Consider the following 22998-nt stretch of genomic DNA (forward strand, 5'->3'; position numbering starts at 1 on the left):
CCGAGATTGGCCTCGCCGCTGGCCCTGTTTTCAGGGGGAGACTGGTCCGGCTCTTCATGTCATATGTCGCAACGTCATTCGCGAGGGGAGCCGGGGCAGTTCATGCCGAGGCCCCTCCTCGCACCTTCCGCACTTGCCAAGAGATCCCCTACATGGCCGGCATATCGACGTTTGAAATCATCTGGCTCGCCGTAGCCTTGCTCGGCGCAGGCGCCATCACCGGCCTGCTCGCGGGCGTCTTCGGCGTCGGCGGAGGCACCGTCATCGTGCCGGTGCTGTACGAATTGTTCCAGGCCGTCGGCGTACCGGAAGAGGTGCGCATGCCGCTCTGCGTCGGCACCTCGCTTGCGATCATCATCCCGACCTCGATCCGCTCGTTCAACGCGCATCGCGCCAAGGGCGCCGTCGACATGGCAATCCTGAAGCAGTGGGCGATCCCCGTCATCATCGGCGTCGCCATGGGCAGCGTGATCGCCCGCTACGCGCCGGCCGACCTGTTCAAGGCGGTGTTCGTGGTGGTCGCCGGCATTTCGGCGATCCGGCTGCTGTTCGGCAAGGATTCGTGGCGCCTCGGCCTCGACATGCCGGGCAAGATCGTCATGAACATCTATGGCTGGATCATCGGCGTGCTGTCGAGCCTGATGGGCATCGGCGGCGGTCAGCTCTCCAACCTGTTCATGACCTTCTACGGCCGGCCGATCCACCAGGCGGTCGCCACCTCTTCAGGCCTCGGCGTGCTGATCTCGATCCCCGGCGCGCTCGGCTACATCTATGCCGGCTGGCCGCGGGCCGCCGAATATCCCGATGTCGCGGCGCTGCAGTTCCCGCTGTCGCTCGGCTATGTCTCGCTCGTCGGGCTGATCCTGTTCGTGCCGACCAGCGTGCTGACCGCGCCTCTGGGTGCGCGGCTCGCGCACGCGCTGTCGAAGCGCAAGCTCGAGGTCGCCTTCGGCATCTTCCTGCTCCTGATCAGCCTGCGCTTTCTTTACAGCCTGATCGGCTGAGCAAAGCAAAACGCCCGGTAATGCCGGGCGTTTTCATGTTCGGCGGACGCAGGCCTCAGCCATCCTTCGATCCTTGCCTCGCGCCGACAGCCGCGCCCTTGTGGGCGGCACCGCTGCTGCGTGCCTTGAGGTCACGCAACGTCGTCAATTCCAGTTCGGTCGGTTCGGGCGTTTGCTCAAGCGTGTCGGCAAACTTGACAGTCCAGCCGCAGGTCTCCTGCACCTTGTTGCGGGTCACCTCAGGATGCAGCGAAACGACGGTAAATTCCTTGGTGACGGGGTCCGGTTTCCAGATCGCCAGGTCAGTGATCAGCAATGTCGGCCCCTTGGTGTCGATGCCGAGGCGCTGGCGATGGTCGCCGCCGTCGCCATGGCCGAACGAGGTGTAGAAGTCGATTTTCTCGACCATGGCGCGCCTGGACTGGGCCATGGTGATGAAGATTTCCTTCGACGACGTCGCGATCTCGGGTGCGCCGCCGCCGCCGGGGAGGCGGGTTTTCGGATGAGCGTAATCGCCGATGACCGTCGTGTTGATGTTGCCGAACCTGTCGAGCTGGGCTGCGCCCAGGAAGCCGATCGAGATGCGCCCGCCCTGCAGCCAGTAGCGGAACATTTCCGGCACCGAAACTGTGGTGACGGCGGTGTCGCACAATTCGCCGTCGCCGATCGACAGCGGCAGCACTTGGGGTGCCGTGCCGATGGTGCCGGATTCGTAAATCAGCGTGATGTCGGGTGCATGGGTCAGCCTGGCGACATTGCAGGCCGCCGAGGGCGCGCCGATGCCGACGAAGCAGACATCGTCGCCCTTGAGCGCACGCGAAGCGGCAATTGTCATCATTTCGTTGGGGCTGAAGCCTGTCACGCTCATGCGACGATCCTCAGATGTTCGACGCGGGCCGCGAAATCGTCGCTGGTCTTTTCGATGACGTTCGTCTGCATCCACTCGCGGAAACGGTCGCGGTCGGCTGAGATCTCGTCCCATTCCAGATAAGACGCGTTGTCCCTGACATAATAGCCATGCGCGTAGGACGGGTGCGCCCCACCCGGCACGACCGAGATCGCCGTCACCGACCAGTTGGGCAGTACTGTCAGGTTGGGGTGCAGGTCGTCGAAATTGTCGACCACCTCCTCGACGGTCACCACCGCGCGCCGGGCAGCAAGGGCTGCTTCCTTCTGGATGCCGATGATGCCCTCGACCAGCACGTCGCCGCGCCGGTTGGCCTTCTGGGCATGGATGAAGGTGACGTCGGGCCGAACCGACGGAACTGCCGCCAGCACCTCGCCTGAAAACGGGCAGGTCACCGACCTGATGTTCGGATTGACCTTGGTGAGCTCGGCACCGCGATAACCGCGGAAGATGGCGCAAGGCAGGCCGGCGGCGCCCGCCTCATAGGCATTGGCCATGGCGGCGTGGCTGTGCTCCTCGATCTCGAGCGCATGCGGAAAATCATTCTCGACAGCGTCACGCAGGCGGCGCAGCAGGCCGACGCCGGGATTGCCGGCGTAGGAAAAGATGGCCTTCTTCGCCATGCCCATGCCGATCATCTGGTCGTAGATCAAGTCGGGCGTCATGCGCACCAGCGTCAGGTCCTTGAAGCCCTGGCGGATCGCCTCATGTGCGGCGGCGGTGGGAATGAGATGCGTGAACCCTTCAAAGGCCACGGTGTCGCCACTGTTGAGATTGTCGGCGACCGCCCGCGACAGGGGTAAGAATTGGGCCATGCGCTTCGTCCCTGACGTCGAAACTTCATTTGCAGGCATCTGTCCGACATCATGTAGCGCACGCGCCCCGGTCGCGCATCATCGGCGTCGACAGCAGGTCTTGCCGGACTGTGCCGTCGCTGCTGTCTGCCGTCAGGCAACGTCAGGCAAAGGACGATCGCCCGAAGCAGGTCGACAACCGGCGGCGCAGATCAGCGATTTCTTCGTCGGGCAGTGATCAGGCGGCCTCGGCGAGGCCGTTGCCCTTGGCGTTTAGCCGAATGACCGCCTTGATCGGCAGGTGATCCGAGGCGATGCGCGCCAGTGCCGTGTCATGCGCTTCGAGCTCGGTGAGCAGGCTGTGCGGCCGCGCCATGACGCGGTCCAGCGCCAGCACCGGGAAACGCGAGGGAAAGCTCGGAACGATGGCATGCATCGGCCCGAAAGCCGGTTCCAGGCTGCGCAGCGACGAACGCTTGCCCAACCGCCATTCGTTGAGGTCACCGACAAGAACCGTCGGTTTGTCGCTGTGCAGTTCGGCTGCGGTCAGAAGCGTTCCGGCCTGCAGCTTGCGCGAATGGCGCAACAGGCCGAAATGCGCCGCGATGATCCGAAGCGGCCCGGCTTCGAGCTCGAGGTCGACGACCACGGCACCACGTGGCTCCGCACCGGGCAACACGATCTGCCGCGCCGAACTGACCGAACCTTTGCGAAACATGACGACGTTGCCGTGCCAGCCATGGCTCTTGCGCCGGCCGGCCAGCGGCACCGGAACAAGCCCGGTCTCGCGCTCGACCGCTTCCAGGTCGAGCAGCCCTGCCCGGTCGCCAAAGCGCTGGTCGGCTTCCTGCAAGGCGATCACGTCGGCGCCGATCTCGGAAATGACCTGCATCGTGCGCTGCGGATCGAAACGGCGGTCGAGGCCGACACATTTGTGGACGTTGTAGGAGGCGACGACGATCTCGCTGTGCGCGCCGGCCTCAGGCGGCAACGACGTATCGCCCTGCTCCAGCGTCGAGCACCGGTGCGCGGCACCTGCTTCTGCTGAAATCTCAAAGCCTGGTCTGCTAGCCATCACTCGTCTGGAATCTCTGGGAAATTCGTGTTCAGTTGCGACAGGCGTTTCGCCAACAGTAACCTATATGGTCGAGCTATTCGAGGTTTACCACATGCGTCACGATGGCCTTCCACCGAAATGCTGTCGTCGGCACAAGGTTCCCATCGAAAGGTCTTGGGCCGCCTGACACATGAAACTCGTGGCCGTCGTCATAGCAGTTGTCGGGTTCCTGGTCATTTCCTCGCTGCTGGCGGTCTATGCCTATGGCCGCTTCGCCAAGCGCGCCCAGGGCATTTCTTCCCGCGCATCGCCGACGGCTGACAGCGACACCCCGTTCGACCGGCTGATCACCCCGCTGCTTGCCGACCATCCCGGCCAGAGCGGACTGGCGCTTTTGTCGTCCAACCTGCATGCCTTCGCCATCAGGGCCTACACCGCGCGCCACGCCCAGCGCAGCCTCGACCTGCAATATTACTACTGGAAGGACGACCTGACCGGCAGCCTGCTCGCTCGCGAGGTCCTCGGTGCCGCCGACCGCGGCGTGCGGGTGCGGCTGATCCTCGACGACATCAACGCCAAGGGCTACGACCCGAACTATCTCGCCCTCGACAGCCACGCCAACATCGAGGTTCGCCTGTTCAACCCGAGCTGGGCACGCGCCTTTGGCCTGCAGCGCGGGCTGGAGCTTGTGCTGCGCGTCATGCGCAGCACAAGGCGTATGCACAACAAGGCCTGGGTCGCCGACGGCAGGCTGGCGATCGTCGGCGGGCGCAATGTCGGCGACGCCTATTTCGATGCCTCGGAAGACGCCAATTTCCGCGACATGGACCTTTTGCTCGCTGGTCCTGTTGTCGACCAGACGGAGGCCATCTTCGACCGCTTCTGGAACAGCGAGGCGGTGCTGCCGATCCGTCACGTTACCGGCAGGGCAAGGGGCGACCTTCCCGCCCTGCGCAAGCGGCTGGAACGCACGGCAACGACCGGCCTGGCGGAGCCCTACATCCATCGCGTTGCCGAGGAGAGCCGGGAATGGTCGTCGTCAGGCATGGGCAGGCTGCGCTGGACCAGCGAGGCGACAGTCGCCTCCGATCCGCCGGAAAAGGCATCGGGTGCCGGCCAGGACAGCTGGCTGATGACGGCAATCCGGCCGATCCTGACCTCGGCCCGGCGGGAACTGCGCATCGTCTCGCCCTATTTCATTCCCGGCGAGACCGGCACGCGTGAGCTGACGGCGCTGGCCAGGAACGGCGTCGAGGTGACCGTCTTGACCAACTCGCTCGCCGCCACCGACGTCGCCGCCGTCCACGGCGCCTATGTGCGCTACCGCAAGCCGCTGCTCGAGAACGGCGTCGGCATCTACGAGCTGAAGCCCGACGAAGACCGCACCGACATGTCGCTGTTCGGCTCGAAGGGAGCCAGCCTGCACACCAAGGCCTTCATCGCAGACGGGGCGGCCGGCTTCGTCGGCTCGTTCAATTTCGACCCGCGCTCGGCCGCGCTCAACACCGAGATGGGCGTCTTGTTCAGGCAGCAGGAGCTGGCGGGCGAGGTCGAAGCGGTGATCTCGGCGCAGACATCGCCGCGCAGCGCCTTCAGGCTGTCGCTCCATGGCGGCAAGCTGCGCTGGACCGACAGCGGCGACAATGGGCCACGCGAGCTCGGCCACGAACCGCAGGCCAGCCTGCGGCGGCGCCTGGTGGCCAAGGTGATCAGCTACCTGCCGATCGAATCACAGCTTTAAGCTGGACGCCAAGCGGTCCGCGATTTCGACGGCTTGCCGTGAATCCTGCAACAAAACCCTACTGCTCACCTACAATTCCTGACGTTTCCGGCCGTTTCCCGCGAAGATTTCGAATCAGCGCGGCCGGCACACGCCTGTCTTGCAATGCAGGCGCAATGCGTTGCGCCCCTTAGATCGCTCCGCCAGCCCCATGTTCCGGGCCGGCAGACGCAGTCTGAAGGAGCTGTCACGTGCGACACGAATGGAAACCGGAACTGGACCAGCGCAGCCTGCTGCCCGCCCAGTCGCCGACGAGGCGCGAAAGCCGCCGATCATCGGTTTTCCTGCAGATGCTCAGCCTCGGCGCCCGCATCTCGCTCAAGCGCTCGGCGGTGTTCTGCCTGCGATTCGCCTGTCGGCCGGTCAGCACCTTGGGCTGGGTCAGCTTTCTCGGCGATTTTTCCCTGAAACAGGCGCTGGGCCGGCCGCATGACGACCTTTTGCGCAAGTCGCTCGACGTCTTTTTCGTCACCGGTATTTCGAGCTCGTCTCGCCTCAATCTGATGAAGACGCATTTCCAGGTAGCTGCCGAATTGTTGCGCCATGACGACCTCGCCGCCCTCTGGCGCGGCGAACGCCTCGACATGGGCGCTGTCTTCGGTCGCCATGAAACCTACAATATGCAGATGCTTTTGGCCGACCACTGCGGCTGCCGTCATGAAGGCGTCTTTGCCATCAAGCTGTCGCGGGCGCGCGACGACTACACCTTGTGGACGGCCAGCTTCGTCTTCATCCGCGGCGAGGACGGCAGACCAAGCCTGGCGATCGGCGGCATGCAGGGTCCGAAAGGCGCTGACGCCAAGCGCGCCGTCATATCAGCCACCCGCTGCCTCGGCGGCCTGCGCCCCAAGGACGCCATGCTGCTCGCCCTGCACGGACTGGTGTCCGCCCCTGATATCATGGCGGTGTCCAACGCCACTCACGTCATCAACCAGCGCCGCCGCAAGCGCCGGAAGCTGATGCAGGCCGACCTCGACGGCTACTGGACCGAACGCGGTGGCCTGCCGGCCGAACCATTCGGCTTCCGCCTGCCCGCGCCGCCGGCGCCTCAAATCGACAGCCCAAATCGCAGGGAGCAGAGCAAACGGGCGTTCTGGGATATCGGCAGCGGGATTTGCCGGCTGTCTAGCCTGAGAGCCCTGGCAAGATCGCCGCTCGCCGAAGCGTAGCACTCGCTCGCATCCGCAACATTGCGCGCTTGTGGTCGCAACGGCCACGGCGCGCAGCCGTTTGTGCGCAAGCAAGACCGAAGATTTTTCTTCCGGAGAGAATGGTGCTGCCAGAGAGGATTGAACTCTCGACCTCTCCCTTACCAAGGGAGTGCTCTACCACTGAGCTACGGCAGCATTCCGTGAACGGGGCGGCTTGTGCCACATGATTCCCGGGAGCGCAAGTTATCAATTGCCCGAAATCGTGTATCATTTTCCACAGGCCCGCTTACGCCACAATACTGGCCATTTCGGTTGCCAAGCCGCTATGAACGATCGGCAAGCGGGGACCACCACATGTCGTCGACCAAGAAAACGCCCTCAAGCGGTGCCGAACAGCGTCAGGCGCGGCTCGCGGCCGAGCTGCGCGCCAACCTGATGAAACGCAAGGCGCAGGCGCGCTCGCGCCGCACAGGCGAGGCCGACACCAGGCCGGACGGTCTGGCGGCAGCGGAGGGGGAGACGGAGAAACCTGAGAAAGCCTGACCGGCGACGGCAGGCGCTTGGCGCCAAAGACCGCAAAATGCGCCTTTCTTGAACCGGAAAGCGCGATGGTCTAGACGGGCGGCAAGAAAATTTCTCGCCAGAACCGGGATCGCCCGGAGAAACGACGGCCAATGGATCGCATCAGAATTGTCGGCGGCAACGAGCTGACCGGAACCATCCCGATCTCGGGCGCGAAGAACGCAGCCCTTCCCCTGATGATCGCCTCGCTGCTCACCGACGATACGCTGACGCTCGAAAACGTGCCGCACCTGGCCGACGTCGAGCAGTTGATCCGCATCCTCGGCAATCACGGCGTCGACTATTCCGTCTCGGGCCGCCGCGAGCGCCAGGGCGAAGGCTATTCGCGCACCATCTCGTTTACCGCGCGCAACATCGTCGACACGACAGCACCCTACGAGCTCGTTTCCAAGATGCGCGCCAGCTTCTGGGTCATCGGCCCGCTGCTCGCCCGCATGGGTGAAGCCAAGGTGTCGCTGCCGGGCGGCTGCGCCATCGGCACGCGACCTGTCGACCTGTTCATCGACGGCCTGCAGGCGCTGGGCGCCGACATCGACGTCGAGAACGGCTATGCCGTGGCCAAGGCCAGGAACAAGCGCCTCACCGGCAACCGCTATGTGTTCCCGAAGATTTCGGTCGGCGCCACCCATGTGCTGATGATGGCGGCAACGCTTGCGCGCGGCGAGACGGTGCTCGAAAACGCCGCCCGCGAGCCTGAGGTCGTCAACCTCGCCGAGTGCCTCAACGCCATGGGCGCGAAGATCACTGGCCAGGGCACCTCGACCATCACCATCGAAGGCGTCGATTCGCTGTCGGGTGCACGTCACCGCGTCATCCCCGACCGCATCGAGACCGGTACCTATGCCATGGCGGTCGCCATGACCGGCGGCGACGTGCTGCTCGAAGGCGCGCGCGCCGACCTGCTGCAGGGAGCGCTCGACGTGTTGTCGCGCACCGGCGCCGAGATCATCCCGACCAATTCCGGCATCCGGGTCCTGCGCAACGGCGCGGGCATCACCCCGGTCGATGTCGTCACCGAGCCCTTCCCCGGCTTCCCGACCGACCTGCAGGCGCAGTTCATGGGCCTGATGACGATGTCGAAAGGCAAATCGAAGATCACCGAGACGATCTTCGAAAACCGCTTCATGCATGTGCAGGAACTTGCCCGCCTCGGCGCCCACATCACGCTGTCGGGCCAGACGGCGATCGTCGAGGGCGTCTCCAAGCTCAAGGGCGCGCCCGTCATGGCGACCGACCTGCGCGCTTCGGTGTCGCTGGTCATCGCCGGCCTCGCCGCCGAAGGCGAGACCGTGGTCAACCGCGTCTACCATCTCGACCGCGGCTTTGAGCGCCTGGAAGAAAAACTGTCACGTTGCGGCGCGGTGATCGAGCGCATCAGCGGATGAGTTAGGGGAATAGGGCAATAGGGGAGTAAGGCAGTGTTGCGTGCCCTACTGCCCCACTCCCTTACTGCCTTCCCTTTAGCATCAAGACCGCCTAACAAAGCCGGAAGCATTACCGTTCCGCACAGGCAGCCGACCGAACATGAACCTGCTCAAACTAGTCGCCCTCGACGAAGAAGACCTGGAGATCGTTTCGGCGCATGTGCAGGATGCGGTGATCAGGGTCGGCGACATCGCCTTCGATGCGCCGGCGAAGCGCTTTGCGCTGGCGATGAACCGCTTCGCCTGGGAAACCAGGAAAGGTTTCTTCCGACCTAGATATGAGCGGCGCAGGTCGATCCTGCATTTCGACCGCGTGCTGTCGGCGCAACTGCACGGCATTTCGCGCGCCAAGACCGAAGACGTGCTGGAGCTTCTGGCGATCGGCTTCGCGCAGGAGGAAGGTCCGACCGGCACGATCGAGCTTCTGTTTTCCGGCGACGCCGCCATCCGCCTCGATGTCGAAGTCATCGAGGCCCGGCTGACCGACACCGGCGCTGCATGGCAGGCCTCTTCCCGCCCCATCCACAATACCTGAGCATTTCCAGACAATGGCCATCACGCTTCGCCAATCAGACGCAGACTTCGAGAAGCGCTTCGCCGCCTTCCTGACCACGAAGCGCGAGATTTCGCCCGACGTCGATGCGACGGTGCGCGCCATCATCGACGACGTGCGCAGCCGCGGCGATGCGGCACTGATCGACTACAGCAGGAAATTCGACCGCGCCGACCTCGGCACGCTCGGCATCGCGGTGAGCCGCGCCGACATCGACCAGGCCTACAAGGATGCCGATCCGGCGACTGTCGAGGCGCTCCGCTTTGCCCGCGACCGCATCCATTCGCACCATGCCCGGCAGATGCCCAGGGACGACCGCTATGTCGATCCGATCGGCGTCGAGCTCGGCTCGCGCTGGACCGCCGTCGAGGCGGTCGGGCTCTATGTTCCAGGCGGCACGGCGAGCTATCCCAGCTCGGTGCTGATGAATGCCGTGCCGGCCAAGGTTGCCGGCGTCGAGCGCATCGTCATCGTGGTGCCGGCATCAGGCGGCGTCATCAATCCGCTGGTGCTGGTCGCAGCCGACATCGCCGGCGTGTCGGAAATCTACCGCGTCGGCGGCGCCCAGGCAGTCGCCGCCCTTGCCTATGGCACCGAGACCATCCGTCCCGTCGCCAAGATCGTCGGCCCCGGAAACGCCTATGTCGCGGCCGCCAAGCGCCAGGTGTTCGGCACGGTCGGCATCGACATGATCGCGGGTCCCTCCGAGGTGCTGATCGTCGCCGACAGCGACAACGACCCTGACTGGCTTGCCGCCGACCTGCTGGCCCAGGCGGAGCATGACGTTTCCGCACAGTCGATCCTGATCACCAATGACGCCGCCTTCGGCAAGTCGGTGGAAGCAGCGGTCGAACGCCAGATCAAGCTCCTGCCGCGTGCTGAGACCGCCGCCGCAAGCTGGCGCGACTTTGGCGCGGTCATCGTCGTCGAAGACTTCGACGTGGCCATCCCGCTCATCGACCGCATCGCCGCCGAGCATCTCGAACTCGCCGTCGCCGATGCCGAGACGCTGCTCGGCCGCATCCGCAATGCCGGTGCGATCTTCGTCGGCAAGCACACGCCCGAAGTCATCGGCGACTATGTCGGCGGCTCCAACCACGTGCTGCCGACGGCACGCTCGGCGCGTTTCTCCTCTGGCCTGACGGTGCTCGACTTCGTCAAGCGCAGCTCGATCCTGAAGCTTGGCCCCGACCAGTTGCGCGAGCTTGCTCCCGCGGCGATCGCGCTGGCCAAGGCCGAAGGTCTCGACGCGCATGCGCGCTCCGTCGCCATCAGATTGAACATGTAGGCGGCGATGTCCGACAAAGGCCACGCACGCTCCCGCCTGGTCGACGTCGAACTCGACGAATCGATCGGCCGTTCGACGCCCGACGTCGAGCACGAACGCGCGGTCGCGATCTTCGACCTGATCGAGGAAAACAGCTTCCACCCGATCAACGACGACGGCCACGGCCCTTACCGGCTCAAGCTGTCACTTGTCGACGCGCGGCTGGTCTTCGCCATCTCGCGTGAACACGGCGAAGCGGTGGTCACCCACATCCTGTCGCTGACGCCGTTCCGCAGGATCGTGAAGGACTACTTCATGATCTGCGAAAGCTACTACGAGGCGATCCGCTCATCGACGCCAAGCCAGATCGAGGCGATCGATATGGGCAGGCGCGGCCTGCACAATGAGGGTTCGCAAACCCTGCTTGACCGGCTCTCCGGCAAGATCGAGATCGATTTCGACACCGCGCGCCGCCTGTTCACGCTGATCTGCGTATTGCACTGGCGCGGATGAGGATGGCGGCAAACGGCAGCTCTCCACGCTCTATCCTGTTCATGTGCCGGATGAATTCGGTCCGCTCGCCAATGGCCGAGGCCATCGCCCGCCACCATCTGCCGGCATCGGTGTTCGTGACGTCGGCCGGCGTGCGCGCCGGCGATCGCGACCCGTTCGTCGATGCCGTGCTGGCCGAAGAAGGCATGAGGCTCGACGAGCACCAGCCACGCACCGTCGATGATCTCGAGGACGACTATTTCGACCTTATCGTCACACTCGCGCCCGAAGCGCACCACGCCGCTTTGGAATTCACCCGCTCGATGGCAGTCGACGTCGAATACTGGCCGACGCCCGATCCGACCGCCGTCACCGGCACGCGCGACCAGATCATGCACGCCTACCGCGACGTGCGCGAACGGCTGAAGCACAGAATGGCCAATCGATTTGCCGCCGAGGCCCAAGGAAACGACGCCGATTAAGCGTGTTCACAAAGCGTGGATTATCATATAGGTTCCGCCCAAATTCCGGCCGGGTCGCCGGAAAGTCATCCAAACCAAAGGTACCGAATGCCGAAGGAAGAAGTCCTCGAGTTCCCGGGCGTTGTTACGGAATTGTTGCCGAATGCGATGTTCCGGGTCAAGCTCGAAAACGAACACGAAATCATCGCCCATACCGCCGGCCGCATGCGCAAGAACCGCATCCGCGTCCTCACCGGCGACAAGGTCCTCGTCGAAATGACGCCTTACGACCTGACCAAGGGCCGTATCACCTACCGCTTCAAGTAAGCCGCCTGCTGCAAGCACGCCGGCCGGTCTCAGCCTACAGGATCAACGATTGAGCGATCTGCAAAAGCTTGTGCTTGCCTCGGGTTCGCCCCGCCGTGTCGAGCTGTTGCAGCAGGCCGGCATCGAGCCTGATCGCCTGTTCCCGGCGGATGTCGACGAACGTCCGATGCGCGCCGAGCATCCGCGCTCGCTGGCCAAGCGCCTGTCGGTGACCAAGGCGCAGAAGGCGCATGACGTCCTTTCCAAGGAAGCGGAACCCGCTTCCGGCTTCATTCTTGCTGCCGACACCGTCGTTGCCGTCGGACGGCGCATCCTGCCCAAGGCCGAGAGCTCTGATGAGGCGCTGCATTGCCTGCAGTTGCTGTCGGGCCGCTCGCACCGCGTCTATACCGGCCTCGCGCTGGTGACGCCTGCGGGCAAGCTGCGCCAGCGGCTGGTCGAGACGCGCGTGCGCTTCAAGCGCCTGTCGAAGCAGGACATGGAAAACTACCTCGCCTCGGGTGAATGGCGCGGCAAGGCCGGCGGCTATGGCATCCAGGGCCTCGCCGGCACCTTCGTCGTCAAGCTCGTCGGCTCCTATACCAATGTGGTGGGCCTGCCGCTCTACGAGACCACATCGCTGCTGTCGGGCGAAGGTTACCAGGTCCAGCTCAACTGGCAGGCCGGCGCGCGCGTATGACCGACAAGCCAGCCGCCGTCGTCACGCCGCTGCGTGCCAAGATCTCCTGCCCGGAATGCAGCAAGCCATCGGCGCGCGAGAGCTACCCGTTCTGCTCGCCGCGCTGCAAGGCGGTCGATCTCAACCGCTGGCTTTCAGGCAGCTACGCCATTCCGGTCCGTGACGACGAAGACGAGGATTCGGACGGAAACAGCGAAGCCGGCTGATAACGCCGAGCGGCATTTGCAGCTTACGCAACGGCCTGTGATTTCTTCCAGAAAAACATCTCGCAGGCGCTGGACAGCGGCAAATCTCGTGTTATAACCCACCCGCTTTCAGGGTGCAGCGCACCACTCAAGGCATCCGGATCAAGGCTCTCGCCCGATCCTGGAACTAGGCCCAGATAGCTCAGTTGGTAGAGCAGCGGATTGAAAATCCGCGTGTCCGTGGTTCGAATCCGCGTCTGGGCACCACTTCCTCCTTTTCTCAAAATTGCAGACGGTTTTGCCAGCGACGCGCGAGCGCATATGGCTCAACCCTTGCCGCAAGAGCGTGACAAGGCCCGACACAAGAACTCGGCAATCAGCTGCAAGCGGCGACCCGCGTTGATCTTCGCCCACCGCACACCCCACCGGCACCGATCAGCTTTTCCGAAGAACAATCGTTCCATCTTGTACATTCCCGCCGTTTACTTCGCGCCTCACGGAGAAAAATGCGGGAATCTACCAATATTTCGGCGAATTACATCTTCAACCACTCCGATTTACATCGGATTCACCATTCATCTGCAATTTCACCTCCCGGGGGAAATTCTTGAGGAGGAAGTGGGATGGAGACGTCGCAAGACGACCGGGTAGGGCCCAGCTCGGAGCACCGGAAACTCGCGCATGGACTGATGCACAAGACCAAGGCGTCATATGTCGCGGCGCTGATTCTGATCGGCTCGCTGGCCACCGCCAGCTTCTTCCTGCTCAGCTCGGTCATTTCGGCCAACATCCAGAAGACAGCGCTGATCGAGCTCGGATCGCGGCAGCAATTGCTGTCTCAGCGCATCCTCCTGACCGCGACCGAGGCCTACACCGCCGAAGCGCAGTGGCTACGCACACAGGCGCGCCAGAACCTGACAGCGACCCTGGCCGCCTTCCTCGCCAACGAGAAGCTGCTGCGCGACGGCTCGCCCGACCCGCAGTCGCCGCTGTACCGGCTGGCACTGTCCGAAGAGGCGACCAAGCTGTTCGACGAGGCCCCCGGCCAGATCGACGCGTCGACGCGGATCCTCGCCCACACCGTCAACTCGTTCCTCGACATGCTTCCCACCTCGGTCTCGGCACCGATGCCTGACGACGCCGTGACCCATTTCAGCGCGCTCAGGCTCTATGTCGCCGAAAAGGTCCGCCGCGAATACGAGACGCTGACCCGGCTGTTTTCATCCGAGGCGGCCGAGAAGGGTGCCGCCGTCGAGAAGATCCACCTGACCGTCTTCGTGCTCACTTTGCTTCTGCTCCTGGCCGAGGCCATCCTGATCTTCCGGCCGCTGGTGCGCCGAGTGGTGTCCTGCACCAGCGAGTTGCTCAAGGCGCGCGACCAGATGAATTTCGCCGCCAACCACGACGCGCTGACCGGCCTCTACAATAGGGCCTTCCTCAACGACTACATGGAAACGGCGCTGGCCACCGCCAAGCGCAAGGGCGAGATGATGGCTGTCATCCATCTCGACCTCGACCACTTCAAGACCATCAACGACACGATGGGCCATGCCGCGGGCGATGCCGTGCTGATCGAGACGGCGATGCGTCTTGTCACCACCGTGCGCGATTCGGATGTGTGCGTGCGCCTCGGCGGCGACGAGTTCACCGTCATCCTCAACGACGTCGGCTCCGAAGCGGACGCCGTCGACGTGGCGGAGCGCATCGTCGCCGGGCTCAAGCAGCCGCTGGAATTCGCCGGGACGTCACTGAAGCCGAGCGCCAGCGCCGGCATCGCGCTGTACCAAGGCGGCAATGGCACGGTCGGCGACCTGATCGTCAATGCGGACCTGGCGCTCTATCTCGCCAAGGCCGAGGGCCGTGGCGGCTACCAGCTTTTCGCAACGACCCTGCGCGACAAGTTCGAGGAGAAGGCCAATCTCGAGCGCGATCTGCGCGAGGCCATCGCAAGCCAGGCCTTCGCCGTTCACTACCAGCCCCAGGTTTCGCTGCAGGGCGGCAAGGTCATCGGTGTCGAGGCGCTGGTGCGGTGGGAAATGGCGGGCAGGAACGTGTCTCCAGGCGAGTTCCTGCCAGTGGCGGAAAAGGCAGGGCTGATGCCGGCACTCGGCCGCATCGTCTTTGCCAAGGCGATTGCGACCGGTGCCGAATGGCATCGCGCCGGCATCGACTTCGGCCGGCTGTCGCTCAATGTTTCGGCGCAGGAGCTGCGCGAGGCGGATTTCGCCGGCCACCTGCTCGACCTGCTCAAGCAGGAAGGGCTGCCGACACGGCTGGTGGCACTCGAAATCGTCGAAACGGTGATGCTCGACGACGAGAACACCGGCATCGGGCTGACGCTGAAGCGCCTGCGCAAGGCCGGCATTCGGCTGGAGTTGGACGACTTCGGCACCGGCTACGCTTCGCTCGCCCATATCAGCGCCAACGAGGTCGACAGGCTGAAGATCGACCGCCGTTTCGTCCGCGACATCGACAAGAACCCGGCCAACACCAAGATCGTCAAGGCGATCATCGAGCTGGCGCGTGGCCTGGGCATCTCGATCGTCGCCGAGGGTGCGGAGACCGACGTCGAGCTGTCCTGGCTCCATGACCTCGGCTGCCCTGCCGTACAGGGCTATGGCATCGCCTTCCCGATGCCGAGCACTCAGGCGGAGGCGTGGCTGGAGACCCACAGCACAGGAGCGCAGCGGACGGAGGCGATCCACGTCGCTTAGCGTTCTGACGCGCATCCAGACAAAGTCCGCCGCACACTTTTCCTGCAATCGCCCCGGCCGCAAGCCGCCGGTTCGGTCCGTTGATCCAGATCAAGGCGGCGTCCTGGCTATCGGTTCAAATCAGGGCATGTCCAGACAGGAGAAATGACATGCCGACCGAAACCATCATCGTCGTTGCCGCCGTGCTTTCCGCCTTCGGCTTCTTCGCCGTGGCCCTTGCCTATGCCAGCCTGACGTCCGAGCCGGTGCGCGGCAAGCGCTGACGCCCGGCCGATCAAGTTGTCGTCTTTGCGCAATCCAGGACGGAAAACCGCCATACGGTTTTCCCTGGAATTGCCCTACAGCCGGACCTCGCCCAACGTCACCTGCGCAACGCCGACATAGGGGTTGGCGTGCAGCGCGAGGATCCACAGGCTGACGCCAGCGGTGACGGCAAAGATCAGGATCGCCTTCCTGCCGGCATGCGGCCTGTCGGCGTGGACAGCGCCGACGACGATCGCCGACAACATCGTCAGGAACAGCACCAGATACCATTTGAGCTGGTTGACCGAGCTCGTGCCGATGGCGAGACGTGAATTTCGGGCATCCTGCAACTCGTCGAGATCCTGCACCATCTGGCTGATGATCGGATCGGGATGACCCGCCTTCGCCAGGTCGATCATGGCAAGGCGGATGCCCTGCAGGGCCTGCTCGACAACAGGCTCGGGCGATCGGTTCGCATTCTGCCATTCCATCTGAACGACAGCATCCTTGTAGGCCTTGAGCCCTGCCATGAGCTCGGCCGAGGCAAGCGCTTCGGGCTTTGCCATGCCGGCCAGCCGCATCATCGAGGATCGCTCCGCGCTGGCCACCTGGCTGGCACGGGAATTGACCGACCAGACATCGGCGGCGGTGAAGCCCAGCGACAGCGCCCAGGCCGTGGTGATGGTGCCGACAAAGGCAGCGACCGGCATGGTCAGCGGGTTGTCCGCCGCCTGCCGGGCGAAAACCGCCAGGAACGCCGCACCAAGGAAGAAGGCTATGCCCCCGACAAGGATGAAGGGCAGCGTCATGATCAGCGGCGACCAGGCAAATATGTCCACGACGCCCCTCCCCAGAGCCATCCCTGAACCTGAATAGGCCAAATCGGCCGCCGCTACCAACAGAAAGCCCCGCTGTTGCGGGGCTTTTGCGTTGTCGAAGGTGATGTGTGGTGCCGGTTGCGCCTACGAGCGTGGGCGTTCCTTCTTGGGGTCGTAGTGGGCGAACGGCACGATCCTGGCCGGCAGGCGCTTTTGCTGGCCGTCGAGCTTGCCGACTTCGACCTCGGTGCCGATCTCGGCATGTGCTGCCTCGATGCGAGCGAGTGCGATGTTCTTGCCGAGGATCGGCGAGCGCATCGACGAGGTGACGATGCCGATCTGGGCGCGGCCGATATGGACGCAGTCGCCGTGGCCGACAGCGACATTGGCGTCGATGTCGAGGCCGACAAGCTTGTGGATCGGATTGTCCTTGCGCCGGATCAGCGCCTCGCGGCCGATGAAGTCGTCGGTCTTGGTCTTCAGCGGCACGGTGAAGCCGATGCCGGCCTCGAACGGGTCGGTCTGGTCGGAGAACTCGTAATTGGCAAAGATCAGGCCGGCCTCGATGCGCACCATGTCGAGTGCTGCAAAGCCCATCGGCTTCAGCCCATGCGGCTGGCCCGCTGCCCACACCGCGTCGAAGACGGTCTCGGCATCGCGCGGATGGCACCAGACCTCGTAACCGAGCTCGCCGGTGTAGCCGGTGCGCGAGACGACGATCGGCACGCCGGTCGCATCGCCGATGCGGCCGATGGTGAAGCGGAACCATTCGAGTTCACTGAGCGCCGGCTGGTGCGGCGGCGTCCAGACGATCTCCTTCAGGATGTCGCGGCTGTTCGGGCCCTGGACGGCGATGTTGTGCATCTGGTCGGTCGAGGAGCGGACCAGCACCTTGAGGCCGAGTTTCTCCGCCTGCTCGCGCAGCCAGACGCCGGAATAGTCGTCGCCGCAGATCCAGCGGAAATTGTCCTTGCCCAGACGCAGCAAGGTGCCGTCGTCGACCATGCCGCCATGCTCGTAGCACATGGCGGTGTAGACGACCTGACCGACACCGAGCTTCTTGACGTCGCGGGTCAGCGTGTACTGCATCAAGGCTTCGGCATCAGGGCCCGTGACCTCGAACTTGCGCAGGGCAGAGAGATCCATCACCACCGCCTTCTCACGGCAGGCCCAGTATTCGGCGATGGCGCCCTCCTTGGCGAATTCCTGCGGCAGCCAGAAGCCCTTGTATTCGATGAAGTTGCGGGTGTGCTTGGCAAAGCTTGCGTGGAAGCCGGTCTCGCGGGTCATCTTGGGTTCTGCCTCCGGGGTCGTGCGTCGGGCGATCGCGCGCTGGAATGTGTTGGAGCCGGAATAGGTCCGGACGTGGATGTCGGTGAGGTTCCAGCCATTGGCCGGCGTGGTGTCGTCGGGACAGGCAGAGGAGACGCAGACGATGTCGGTCAGCGCTCTCAGCAGCACATAGTCGCCCGGCCGCGACCACGGCTCGTCCGAGAACATCACGCCATGGGCGTCGATGCCGGTGTTGAAGAAGAAGTTGACCGCCATCCAGCCGGCGCGGGCATTGACGCCATGGGGTGTCAGCGCACCGTTGAAGTTCTCCGAGCAGTTGATGTGGCCGGGATAACCGATGTCGTCGTAATATTTGGCGTAGCAGGCGAGCGCAAAAGCGTCATGCCGGCCGCAGGTGTCCTGCACGACCTCGACAAGCGGCTCGAAATCCTGGTCGAAATATTTGGCATGCAGGCCGGGCATCGGATAGGCGTGGCCCATCAGCGAGCGGGTGGCGGTGACGTCGAGGGCGAGGTCCCTGCCCTTGTCGAGCTTGCGCGCCGAGAAGCACTGGAAGTCGGTGCACTGGCGGCCATCGACGTCGATGATCTGGATGTAGTCGCCGGCCTTGACGAAATAGCTCTCCGCCGTCTTCGACTTGACCCTGAGATCGAGCACCGGATCGGCGAGCGGATCGGGCAGCTCGAAGCCGCCTGACCCGGCCCGCAGCTTGGCCCGCTTGACCATCACCACCAGAGGCGTCGTCGTGTCCTGGCTGTCGACCGACATCGGCGCCCCGGGTGCGGCAATCACCAGCGAGCCTGGCCGCGAGACGACAAAACGCTCCTCCACCCCGGCAGCGGTCGCACCATCGAAGAAGCGCACCGCCTCGACCCGGCCAAGCTCGAGCTTGCGGCGGGCGAGGCCAAGCCGAAACTTCTGCAAACTCTCGTCGCCATCGACGAGCAGCGCCTTCAGCCCCGACGCATCGCTGTTCGAGCGTGTCGACAGGATACCCGGATCGGCGCGGCCGGCGGCATCAAACGCCACCAGCTCGCACGCCTGCCCGCCTTCGAGATTGCGCACCGTCACATGATCGCCGGCTTCGATGTCGATCAGCACCGCACCGCCACCAGGCACGTGATAGCGCTCCATGCCGGGCAGCAACAGGCCTGGCTGCACAACCAGGCTCGGACGCGGAGGGCCGGCCACAATTTCGGGGTAGACTGAAATCGTCATCGCCACCTCGTTCAAATCTTGCCTGTGTGTAAAATTATTTGAGCCAGAAGAATACTCAATTTTGCCGCTGCCGCAAGGCTTCGTTTCATCACAGTAATCAAAAATGCGGAGAGGTGACCATGCGGCAGGCCGCCTTGCGGTCCATCAGGGAGCGCCGATCAGCCCTCCGCCACGCGATTGTCCCGGCCCATCCGAGCGTGTACTGGACCAGATTCGATAAATATTTCAAAATTGGTCTTCGCTGCGCTGGGATTCGTCCCGCGCCGTGGCCACGAGGCAGGACTGACATGCAAGGTCGCGCAATGAAGGTTGAAACCGGCCAACTCACTTCGCAAATCATCGCCTCCTATTCGGTGGGAGCGACGGTGCAGACCGTGCTCGACCGGCTGTTTGCCAAGATCAGGTCTGAGGAATATCCGCTCGACACACGCCTGCCATCGGAGCGGGCGCTGGCCTCGGAGATGGGGGTTGCCCGCAACACCGTGCGCGAGGCGCTCGACGTACTGGAAGACCGCAAGGTCATCAAGCGGCGTCCCGGCAGCGGCAGTTTTGTCACCTACCGCTCGGAAGAAGTGCCGGAAAGGGCGGAGAGCTCGGTGGCGCTGGAAACCAGCCCGCTCGACCACCTCGTCGTGCGCGGCATCCTCGAACCCGAAATGGTCCGCCTCGCAGTCATCAACATGACCCCGCGCGAGGTCTGGGACCTGGAGCAGCTGACGTCGCAGATCGAAAACGTGCAGACAGACGTCGCCGCCTTCGTCAAATGCGAAGAAGAGATCTACCGCAAGATCGCCGAGGGCACGCACAATCCCCTGCTGGCATCGTGCTACAATCTGGCGATCGAGGCTTGCCGGGTGAGTTTCCGCACCACGCAGTTGCGCCGGCACCTGTCACCAAAGAAGATCCTTGAGTACCAGCAGCGCTACAATGCGCTGTTCAACGCGATCGCCTCCCGCGACGTCGAACGCGCCGTCGAATTCATCAAGCTGCACCTGGTCGAGGAGCAGAAGCTACTTCTGCAGGACTGATTCCGGCGTTCGTGCCTGCAGGGCGGTGCCGTTGCCGCTCTCACGCAGGCGCTGATCCCACAACTGCCCCAGGTCCGACATCTCCTGCTTGAGCAGGCCGCCATGGCGCTTCAGCCAGCGCGGAATCGAGCCGAAGGCAGCGATCTTGGCCTTGCCGTTCTTCAGCGTCACCACTGGCCAGTCGCCGACAAGCGCGTTGTCGATGCCGAACATGCTCTCGCCCCACCAGTGCGCCGGGCCGAAAGCGTGCGTGACGTGGCCAAGTTGCTTCATCGCCGCCAGCACGGATGCCGGATTGACGCTGTTCGATTTCTCGACCGCCGCATGCCAGATGTCGAGGATGGCGACATATTCCCAGCTCACCGCGGTCCAGGTACCCGGGAAGCGGCTGTTGTACTCGTCAAAAAAGCCCTTCGGCTGGTTGAAGAAGAAGGTCTTGTCGTTCAGCTTCTCGTCATCGAAGTCGGGAAACTGGAAGACGAAACCTTCCATGAATTCGACCGACGTCCGGGCGACGAGCTGGTCGTAATAGTCCAGCGTGCAGGATATGATCTGGCCCTTGAAGCCCTGCGCAAACGCATATTCGGTCATCGCATGGACCATCGGCGTGTAGCTGGTGCACCAGCACAGGATGTCGGCACCCGACTCCAGCATCGGCTGCACGATTTCGGCCGCGTCAGTGGCGTCGGGATCGTACTGGATTTCCTTGGCGATCCCGAGCTTGGCTGCCTTGAAGGCGGCGCGATAGGTGGCAAGCGACGGCAGGCCGAGCGCGTCAGTCTGGCTGCAGAGTGCCACCGTCCGCAGTTCCGGCCTCGCCTGCGCTAGCCACTCCACCCCTGTCACGTTGAAGATCGGGTGCAGTTCGCTGGGCGCGATCAGATATGGCGTATCGGGCGACAGGTCGCTCGGCAAAAGGGTCGAGGTCAGGACCTTGCGCTGGCTCAGATAATCCCTGATCTCGGCCATCGTATCGCCGCCCAGCATCATCAAGAGCTTGACGTCATGCCGCTCGATCAGTTGACGCGCGCCCTCCAGAGCCCGGCCGGCATCATAGCCGCAATCGAACTCGACGATCCGGATCGGATAGCGGCGGCCGTTGATCAAGAGCCCGCCGGTCCGGTTGAGCCAGTCCTCCCAGATCCGGCAGCCATGCAATCCAGGCAGGCCCCAAGACTCCACTTGACCGCTGAGCGGTCCGAGGAATCCAATGTTCACCGCGTCCGGCATGCCGACGGAAAGCCGCGGCAGGACGCTGGAAACGGCGAGTCGATGGGCAAAGCTGGAGTTCGTCATGGCTGTGAATACCACCAAAAATCGGGCGTTTCACCCTATCTTAGCGAAATTTTCCTTCCTCACAGGAAACACGCCGTTGACAAATTGGTATAATGGCAGGCAACATAACTGAACCAGAGGAACCAATAACGAAATTTGGTCTATACCAAAAGGAGGAAACCATGACAGCCAAGCGTGTCGCCGTGATCGGTGCCGGACCATCTGGACTGGCGCAGTTGAGGGCATTCCAGTCGGCCGCGGCGAAAGGCGCGGACATCCCGGAAATCGTCTGCTTCGAGAAGCAGGCCAACTGGGGCGGTCTGTGGAACTACACCTGGCGCACCGGCCTCGACCAGTATGGCGAGCCGGTTCATGGTTCGATGTACCGCTATCTCTGGTCCAACGGCCCCAAGGAGGGCCTGGAATTCGCCGACTATTCCTTCGAGGAGCATTTCGGCAAGCAGATCGCCTCCTACCCGCCACGCGCCGTGCTGTTCGACTACATCGAGGGCCGCGTGAAGAAGGCCGGCGTCCGCAAGTGGATCCGCTTCGAGACAGCCGTCCGCATGGTCACCTGGGACAAGGAGACCAAGAAATTCACCGTCACCGTCCAGGACCTGCCCAAGGACCACTGCTACTCCGAGGAGTTCGACCACGTCATCGTCGCCTCGGGCCACTTCTCTACTCCGAACGTTCCTGAATTCCCCGGCTTCGACCGGTTCAACGGCCGCATCCTGCACGCCCACGACTTCCGTGACGCCCGCGAATTCGCCGGCAAGGACATCCTGATCGTCGGCACCAGCTATTCGGCTGAAGACATCGGCTCGCAGTGCTGGAAGTACGGCGCCAAGTCGATCACCAACTGCTACCGCACCGCGCCGATGGGCTTCAAATGGCCCGACAACTGGGAAGAGCGGCCGCTGCTGGAAAAGGTCGAGATCAACACCGCGACCTTCAAGGACGGCTCGACCAAGAAGATCGACGCCATCATCCTGTGCACCGGCTACAAGCACCACTTCCCGTTCCTGCCCGACGACCTGCGCCTCAAGACCGCCAACCGCCTTGCGACCGCCGACCTCTACAAGGGTGTCGCTTATGTCCACAACCCGGCGATGTTCTATCTCGGCATGCAGGACCAGTGGTTCACCTTCAACATGTTCGACGCCCAGGCATGGTGGGCACGCGACGTCATCCTCGGCCGCATCAAGCTGCCCGACAGCAAGCAGGCGCTGCTCGACGATGTTCAGGAACGCGTTGCCGGCGAAGATGCTGGCAAGGACTCGCATGACGCGATCGAATACCAGGGCGAATACGTCAAGGAGTTGATCGCCGAGACCGACTATCCGAGCTTCGACGTCGACGGCGCCAACGAGGCCTTCTTCGAGTGGAAGGAACACAAGAAGAAGGGCATCATGGAATTCCGCAACCACTCCTACAAGTCGGTCATAACAGGCACCATGGCGCCGGCCCACCACACGCCGTGGAAGGACGCGCTCGACGACTCGCTGGAATCCTACCTGCGCACCGCCGAAGCGGCGGAGTGAAGGCCGGCCCAACAGGGCCGCGAGAATTCCCCGACATGAAACGCCGCCCCTACCGGGGCAGCATCCCTTTTGCGTGTCTTTACGGCTGAGCGCAACAAAAGAGTTGCACCGCACGCATGTTGGACTGCCGTCTGCTCGCCTCCAGATGAGCGCCGCAGCGGGTAGGTCATCCACACCGATCCCCGCGCCCCTTTCCACGCAT

Annotated in this window: 21 protein-coding genes and 2 tRNA genes; 16 read left to right on the forward strand and 7 right to left on the reverse strand. The window is 63.6% G+C overall.

Annotation, left to right across the window (positions count from 1 at the left end; genetic code table 11):
* Positions 1-152: 152 nt before the first annotated feature.
* Positions 153-1004: a sulfite exporter TauE/SafE family protein gene (locus N7E70_RS25920; protein WP_067965293.1), complete on the forward strand. Its 852-nt coding sequence runs from the start codon at positions 153-155 to the stop codon at positions 1002-1004.
* A gap of 55 nt (positions 1005-1059) precedes the next feature.
* On the opposite strand, the gene N7E70_RS25925 is transcribed toward N7E70_RS25920, so the two are convergent.
* The 3 genes from N7E70_RS25925 to N7E70_RS25935 all read right to left on the reverse strand — a co-directional run bounded on the left by N7E70_RS25925 (position 1060) and on the right by N7E70_RS25935 (position 3783).
* Positions 1060-1872, reverse strand: coding sequence for a CoA-transferase subunit beta (locus N7E70_RS25925; protein ID WP_263008021.1), 813 nt, complete (start codon positions 1870-1872; stop codon positions 1060-1062).
* Positions 1869-2726, reverse strand: a complete 858-nt coding sequence (locus tag N7E70_RS25930) for a CoA transferase subunit A (protein ID WP_263008022.1) — start codon at positions 2724-2726, stop codon at positions 1869-1871. Before N7E70_RS25930 ends, N7E70_RS25925 begins: the two co-directional genes overlap by 4 nt.
* Before the next feature lie 217 nt (positions 2727-2943).
* Positions 2944-3783: an endonuclease/exonuclease/phosphatase family protein gene (locus tag N7E70_RS25935; protein WP_442866478.1), complete on the reverse strand. Its 840-nt coding sequence runs from the start codon at positions 3781-3783 to the stop codon at positions 2944-2946.
* A 169-nt stretch (positions 3784-3952) separates the two neighbouring features.
* Between N7E70_RS25935 and N7E70_RS25940 the strand changes: the two genes are divergently transcribed.
* Both N7E70_RS25940 and N7E70_RS25945 read left to right on the forward strand, forming a co-directional pair.
* Complete coding sequence (locus tag N7E70_RS25940; protein WP_263008024.1) at positions 3953-5503, forward strand: phospholipase D family protein; 1551 nt, start codon at positions 3953-3955, stop codon at positions 5501-5503.
* Between the two features lie 230 nt (positions 5504-5733).
* Complete coding sequence (locus N7E70_RS25945) at positions 5734-6711, forward strand: VirK/YbjX family protein (RefSeq protein WP_263008025.1); 978 nt, start codon at positions 5734-5736, stop codon at positions 6709-6711.
* 102 nt (positions 6712-6813) lie between these two features.
* Here N7E70_RS25945 and N7E70_RS25950 read toward each other — a convergent pair.
* Positions 6814-6888, reverse strand: a tRNA-Thr gene (locus tag N7E70_RS25950).
* Positions 6889-7047: 159 nt separating this feature from the next.
* On the opposite strand from N7E70_RS25950, the gene N7E70_RS25955 reads away from it, so the two are divergent.
* From N7E70_RS25955 to N7E70_RS26005, 11 genes are all read left to right on the forward strand, one after another.
* A complete protein-coding gene (locus N7E70_RS25955) occupies positions 7048-7236 on the forward strand; it encodes a hypothetical protein (protein WP_263008026.1) in 189 nt (62 codons plus the stop codon).
* Between the two features lie 131 nt (positions 7237-7367).
* Positions 7368-8660 (forward strand): UDP-N-acetylglucosamine 1-carboxyvinyltransferase, encoded by a 1293-nt coding sequence (murA, locus tag N7E70_RS25960; protein ID WP_263008027.1) that lies wholly within the window; start codon positions 7368-7370, stop codon positions 8658-8660.
* A 139-nt stretch (positions 8661-8799) separates the two neighbouring features.
* Entirely contained in the window at positions 8800-9234 is a 435-nt protein-coding gene (locus N7E70_RS25965; RefSeq protein ID WP_263008028.1) for a DUF2948 family protein, read from the forward strand.
* Between the two features lie 13 nt (positions 9235-9247).
* Positions 9248-10540, forward strand: a complete 1293-nt coding sequence (gene hisD / locus N7E70_RS25970) for a histidinol dehydrogenase (protein WP_263008029.1) — start codon at positions 9248-9250, stop codon at positions 10538-10540.
* A gap of 6 nt (positions 10541-10546) precedes the next feature.
* Entirely contained in the window at positions 10547-11032 is a 486-nt protein-coding gene (locus tag N7E70_RS25975) for a UPF0262 family protein (RefSeq protein WP_067965312.1), read from the forward strand.
* Complete coding sequence (locus N7E70_RS25980; RefSeq protein WP_182574834.1) at positions 11029-11493, forward strand: arsenate-mycothiol transferase ArsC; 465 nt, start codon at positions 11029-11031, stop codon at positions 11491-11493. Before N7E70_RS25975 ends, N7E70_RS25980 begins: the two co-directional genes overlap by 4 nt.
* An 87-nt stretch (positions 11494-11580) precedes the next feature.
* Complete coding sequence (infA, locus tag N7E70_RS25985; RefSeq protein WP_006200926.1) at positions 11581-11799, forward strand: translation initiation factor IF-1; 219 nt, start codon at positions 11581-11583, stop codon at positions 11797-11799.
* Positions 11800-11848: 49 nt separating this feature from the next.
* Positions 11849-12478, forward strand: a complete 630-nt coding sequence (locus N7E70_RS25990) for a Maf-like protein (RefSeq protein ID WP_192318358.1) — start codon at positions 11849-11851, stop codon at positions 12476-12478.
* Complete coding sequence (gene yacG, locus N7E70_RS25995) at positions 12475-12684, forward strand: DNA gyrase inhibitor YacG (RefSeq protein WP_263008030.1); 210 nt, start codon at positions 12475-12477, stop codon at positions 12682-12684. The genes N7E70_RS25990 and yacG overlap by 4 nt, the downstream gene beginning before the upstream one ends.
* Before the next feature lie 170 nt (positions 12685-12854).
* Positions 12855-12930: transfer RNA gene (locus N7E70_RS26000), tRNA-Phe, on the forward strand.
* Between the two features lie 356 nt (positions 12931-13286).
* Complete coding sequence (locus N7E70_RS26005) at positions 13287-15377, forward strand: putative bifunctional diguanylate cyclase/phosphodiesterase (RefSeq protein WP_263008031.1); 2091 nt, start codon at positions 13287-13289, stop codon at positions 15375-15377.
* 338 nt (positions 15378-15715) lie between these two features.
* On the opposite strand, the gene N7E70_RS26010 is transcribed toward N7E70_RS26005, so the two are convergent.
* Complete coding sequence (locus N7E70_RS26010; RefSeq protein ID WP_246765343.1) at positions 15716-16459, reverse strand: bestrophin-like domain; 744 nt, start codon at positions 16457-16459, stop codon at positions 15716-15718.
* A gap of 123 nt (positions 16460-16582) precedes the next feature.
* Entirely contained in the window at positions 16583-18949 is a 2367-nt protein-coding gene (locus tag N7E70_RS26015) for a DUF1989 domain-containing protein (protein WP_263008032.1), read from the reverse strand.
* A 302-nt stretch (positions 18950-19251) separates the two neighbouring features.
* Between N7E70_RS26015 and N7E70_RS26020 the strand changes: the two genes are divergently transcribed.
* Positions 19252-19977 carry a FadR/GntR family transcriptional regulator gene (locus N7E70_RS26020; protein WP_263008033.1) on the forward strand — a complete coding sequence of 242 codons (726 nt, stop codon included), beginning with the start codon at positions 19252-19254 and terminating at the stop codon, positions 19975-19977.
* Here the strand turns inward: N7E70_RS26020 and N7E70_RS26025 are convergent.
* Positions 19960-21273: an ABC transporter substrate-binding protein gene (locus N7E70_RS26025; RefSeq protein ID WP_263008034.1), complete on the reverse strand. Its 1314-nt coding sequence runs from the start codon at positions 21271-21273 to the stop codon at positions 19960-19962. The two genes, N7E70_RS26020 and N7E70_RS26025, sit on opposite strands and share 18 nt — an antisense overlap.
* 161 nt (positions 21274-21434) lie before the next feature.
* Between N7E70_RS26025 and N7E70_RS26030 the strand changes: the two genes are divergently transcribed.
* Positions 21435-22796 carry an NAD(P)-binding domain-containing protein gene (locus tag N7E70_RS26030; protein ID WP_154387583.1) on the forward strand — a complete coding sequence of 454 codons (1362 nt, stop codon included), beginning with the start codon at positions 21435-21437 and terminating at the stop codon, positions 22794-22796.
* Positions 22797-22998 lie beyond the last annotated feature (202 nt).

Origin of the sequence: Aminobacter sp. NyZ550 (assembly GCF_025628925.2) — a bacterium.
Classification (GTDB): Bacteria; Pseudomonadota; Alphaproteobacteria; order Rhizobiales; family Rhizobiaceae; genus Aminobacter; species Aminobacter ciceronei.

Excerpts from the sequence above, each read along its gene's own strand:
- N7E70_RS25920 (WP_067965293.1), top strand. The coding sequence starts at position 153 with ATGGCCGGCATATCGACGTTTGAAATCATCTGGCTCGCCGTAGCCTTG.
- N7E70_RS25925 (WP_263008021.1), bottom strand. The coding sequence starts at position 1,872 with ATGAGCGTGACAGGCTTCAGCCCCAACGAAATGATGACAATTGCCGCT.
- N7E70_RS25930 (WP_263008022.1), bottom strand. The coding sequence starts at position 2,726 with ATGGCCCAATTCTTACCCCTGTCGCGGGCGGTCGCCGACAATCTCAAC.
- N7E70_RS25940 (WP_263008024.1), top strand. The coding sequence starts at position 3,953 with ATGAAACTCGTGGCCGTCGTCATAGCAGTTGTCGGGTTCCTGGTCATT.
- N7E70_RS25955 (WP_263008026.1), top strand. The coding sequence starts at position 7,048 with ATGTCGTCGACCAAGAAAACGCCCTCAAGCGGTGCCGAACAGCGTCAG.
- murA (WP_263008027.1), top strand. The coding sequence starts at position 7,368 with ATGGATCGCATCAGAATTGTCGGCGGCAACGAGCTGACCGGAACCATC.
- N7E70_RS25965 (WP_263008028.1), top strand. The coding sequence starts at position 8,800 with ATGAACCTGCTCAAACTAGTCGCCCTCGACGAAGAAGACCTGGAGATC.
- hisD (WP_263008029.1), top strand. The coding sequence starts at position 9,248 with ATGGCCATCACGCTTCGCCAATCAGACGCAGACTTCGAGAAGCGCTTC.
- N7E70_RS25975 (WP_067965312.1), top strand. The coding sequence starts at position 10,547 with ATGTCCGACAAAGGCCACGCACGCTCCCGCCTGGTCGACGTCGAACTC.
- N7E70_RS25980 (WP_182574834.1), top strand. The coding sequence starts at position 11,029 with ATGAGGATGGCGGCAAACGGCAGCTCTCCACGCTCTATCCTGTTCATG.
- infA (WP_006200926.1), top strand. The coding sequence starts at position 11,581 with ATGCCGAAGGAAGAAGTCCTCGAGTTCCCGGGCGTTGTTACGGAATTG.
- yacG (WP_263008030.1), top strand. The coding sequence starts at position 12,475 with ATGACCGACAAGCCAGCCGCCGTCGTCACGCCGCTGCGTGCCAAGATC.
- N7E70_RS26005 (WP_263008031.1), top strand. The coding sequence starts at position 13,287 with ATGGAGACGTCGCAAGACGACCGGGTAGGGCCCAGCTCGGAGCACCGG.
- N7E70_RS26015 (WP_263008032.1), bottom strand. The coding sequence starts at position 18,949 with ATGACGATTTCAGTCTACCCCGAAATTGTGGCCGGCCCTCCGCGTCCG.
- N7E70_RS26020 (WP_263008033.1), top strand. The coding sequence starts at position 19,252 with ATGAAGGTTGAAACCGGCCAACTCACTTCGCAAATCATCGCCTCCTAT.
- N7E70_RS26025 (WP_263008034.1), bottom strand. The coding sequence starts at position 21,273 with ATGACGAACTCCAGCTTTGCCCATCGACTCGCCGTTTCCAGCGTCCTG.
- N7E70_RS26030 (WP_154387583.1), top strand. The coding sequence starts at position 21,435 with ATGACAGCCAAGCGTGTCGCCGTGATCGGTGCCGGACCATCTGGACTG.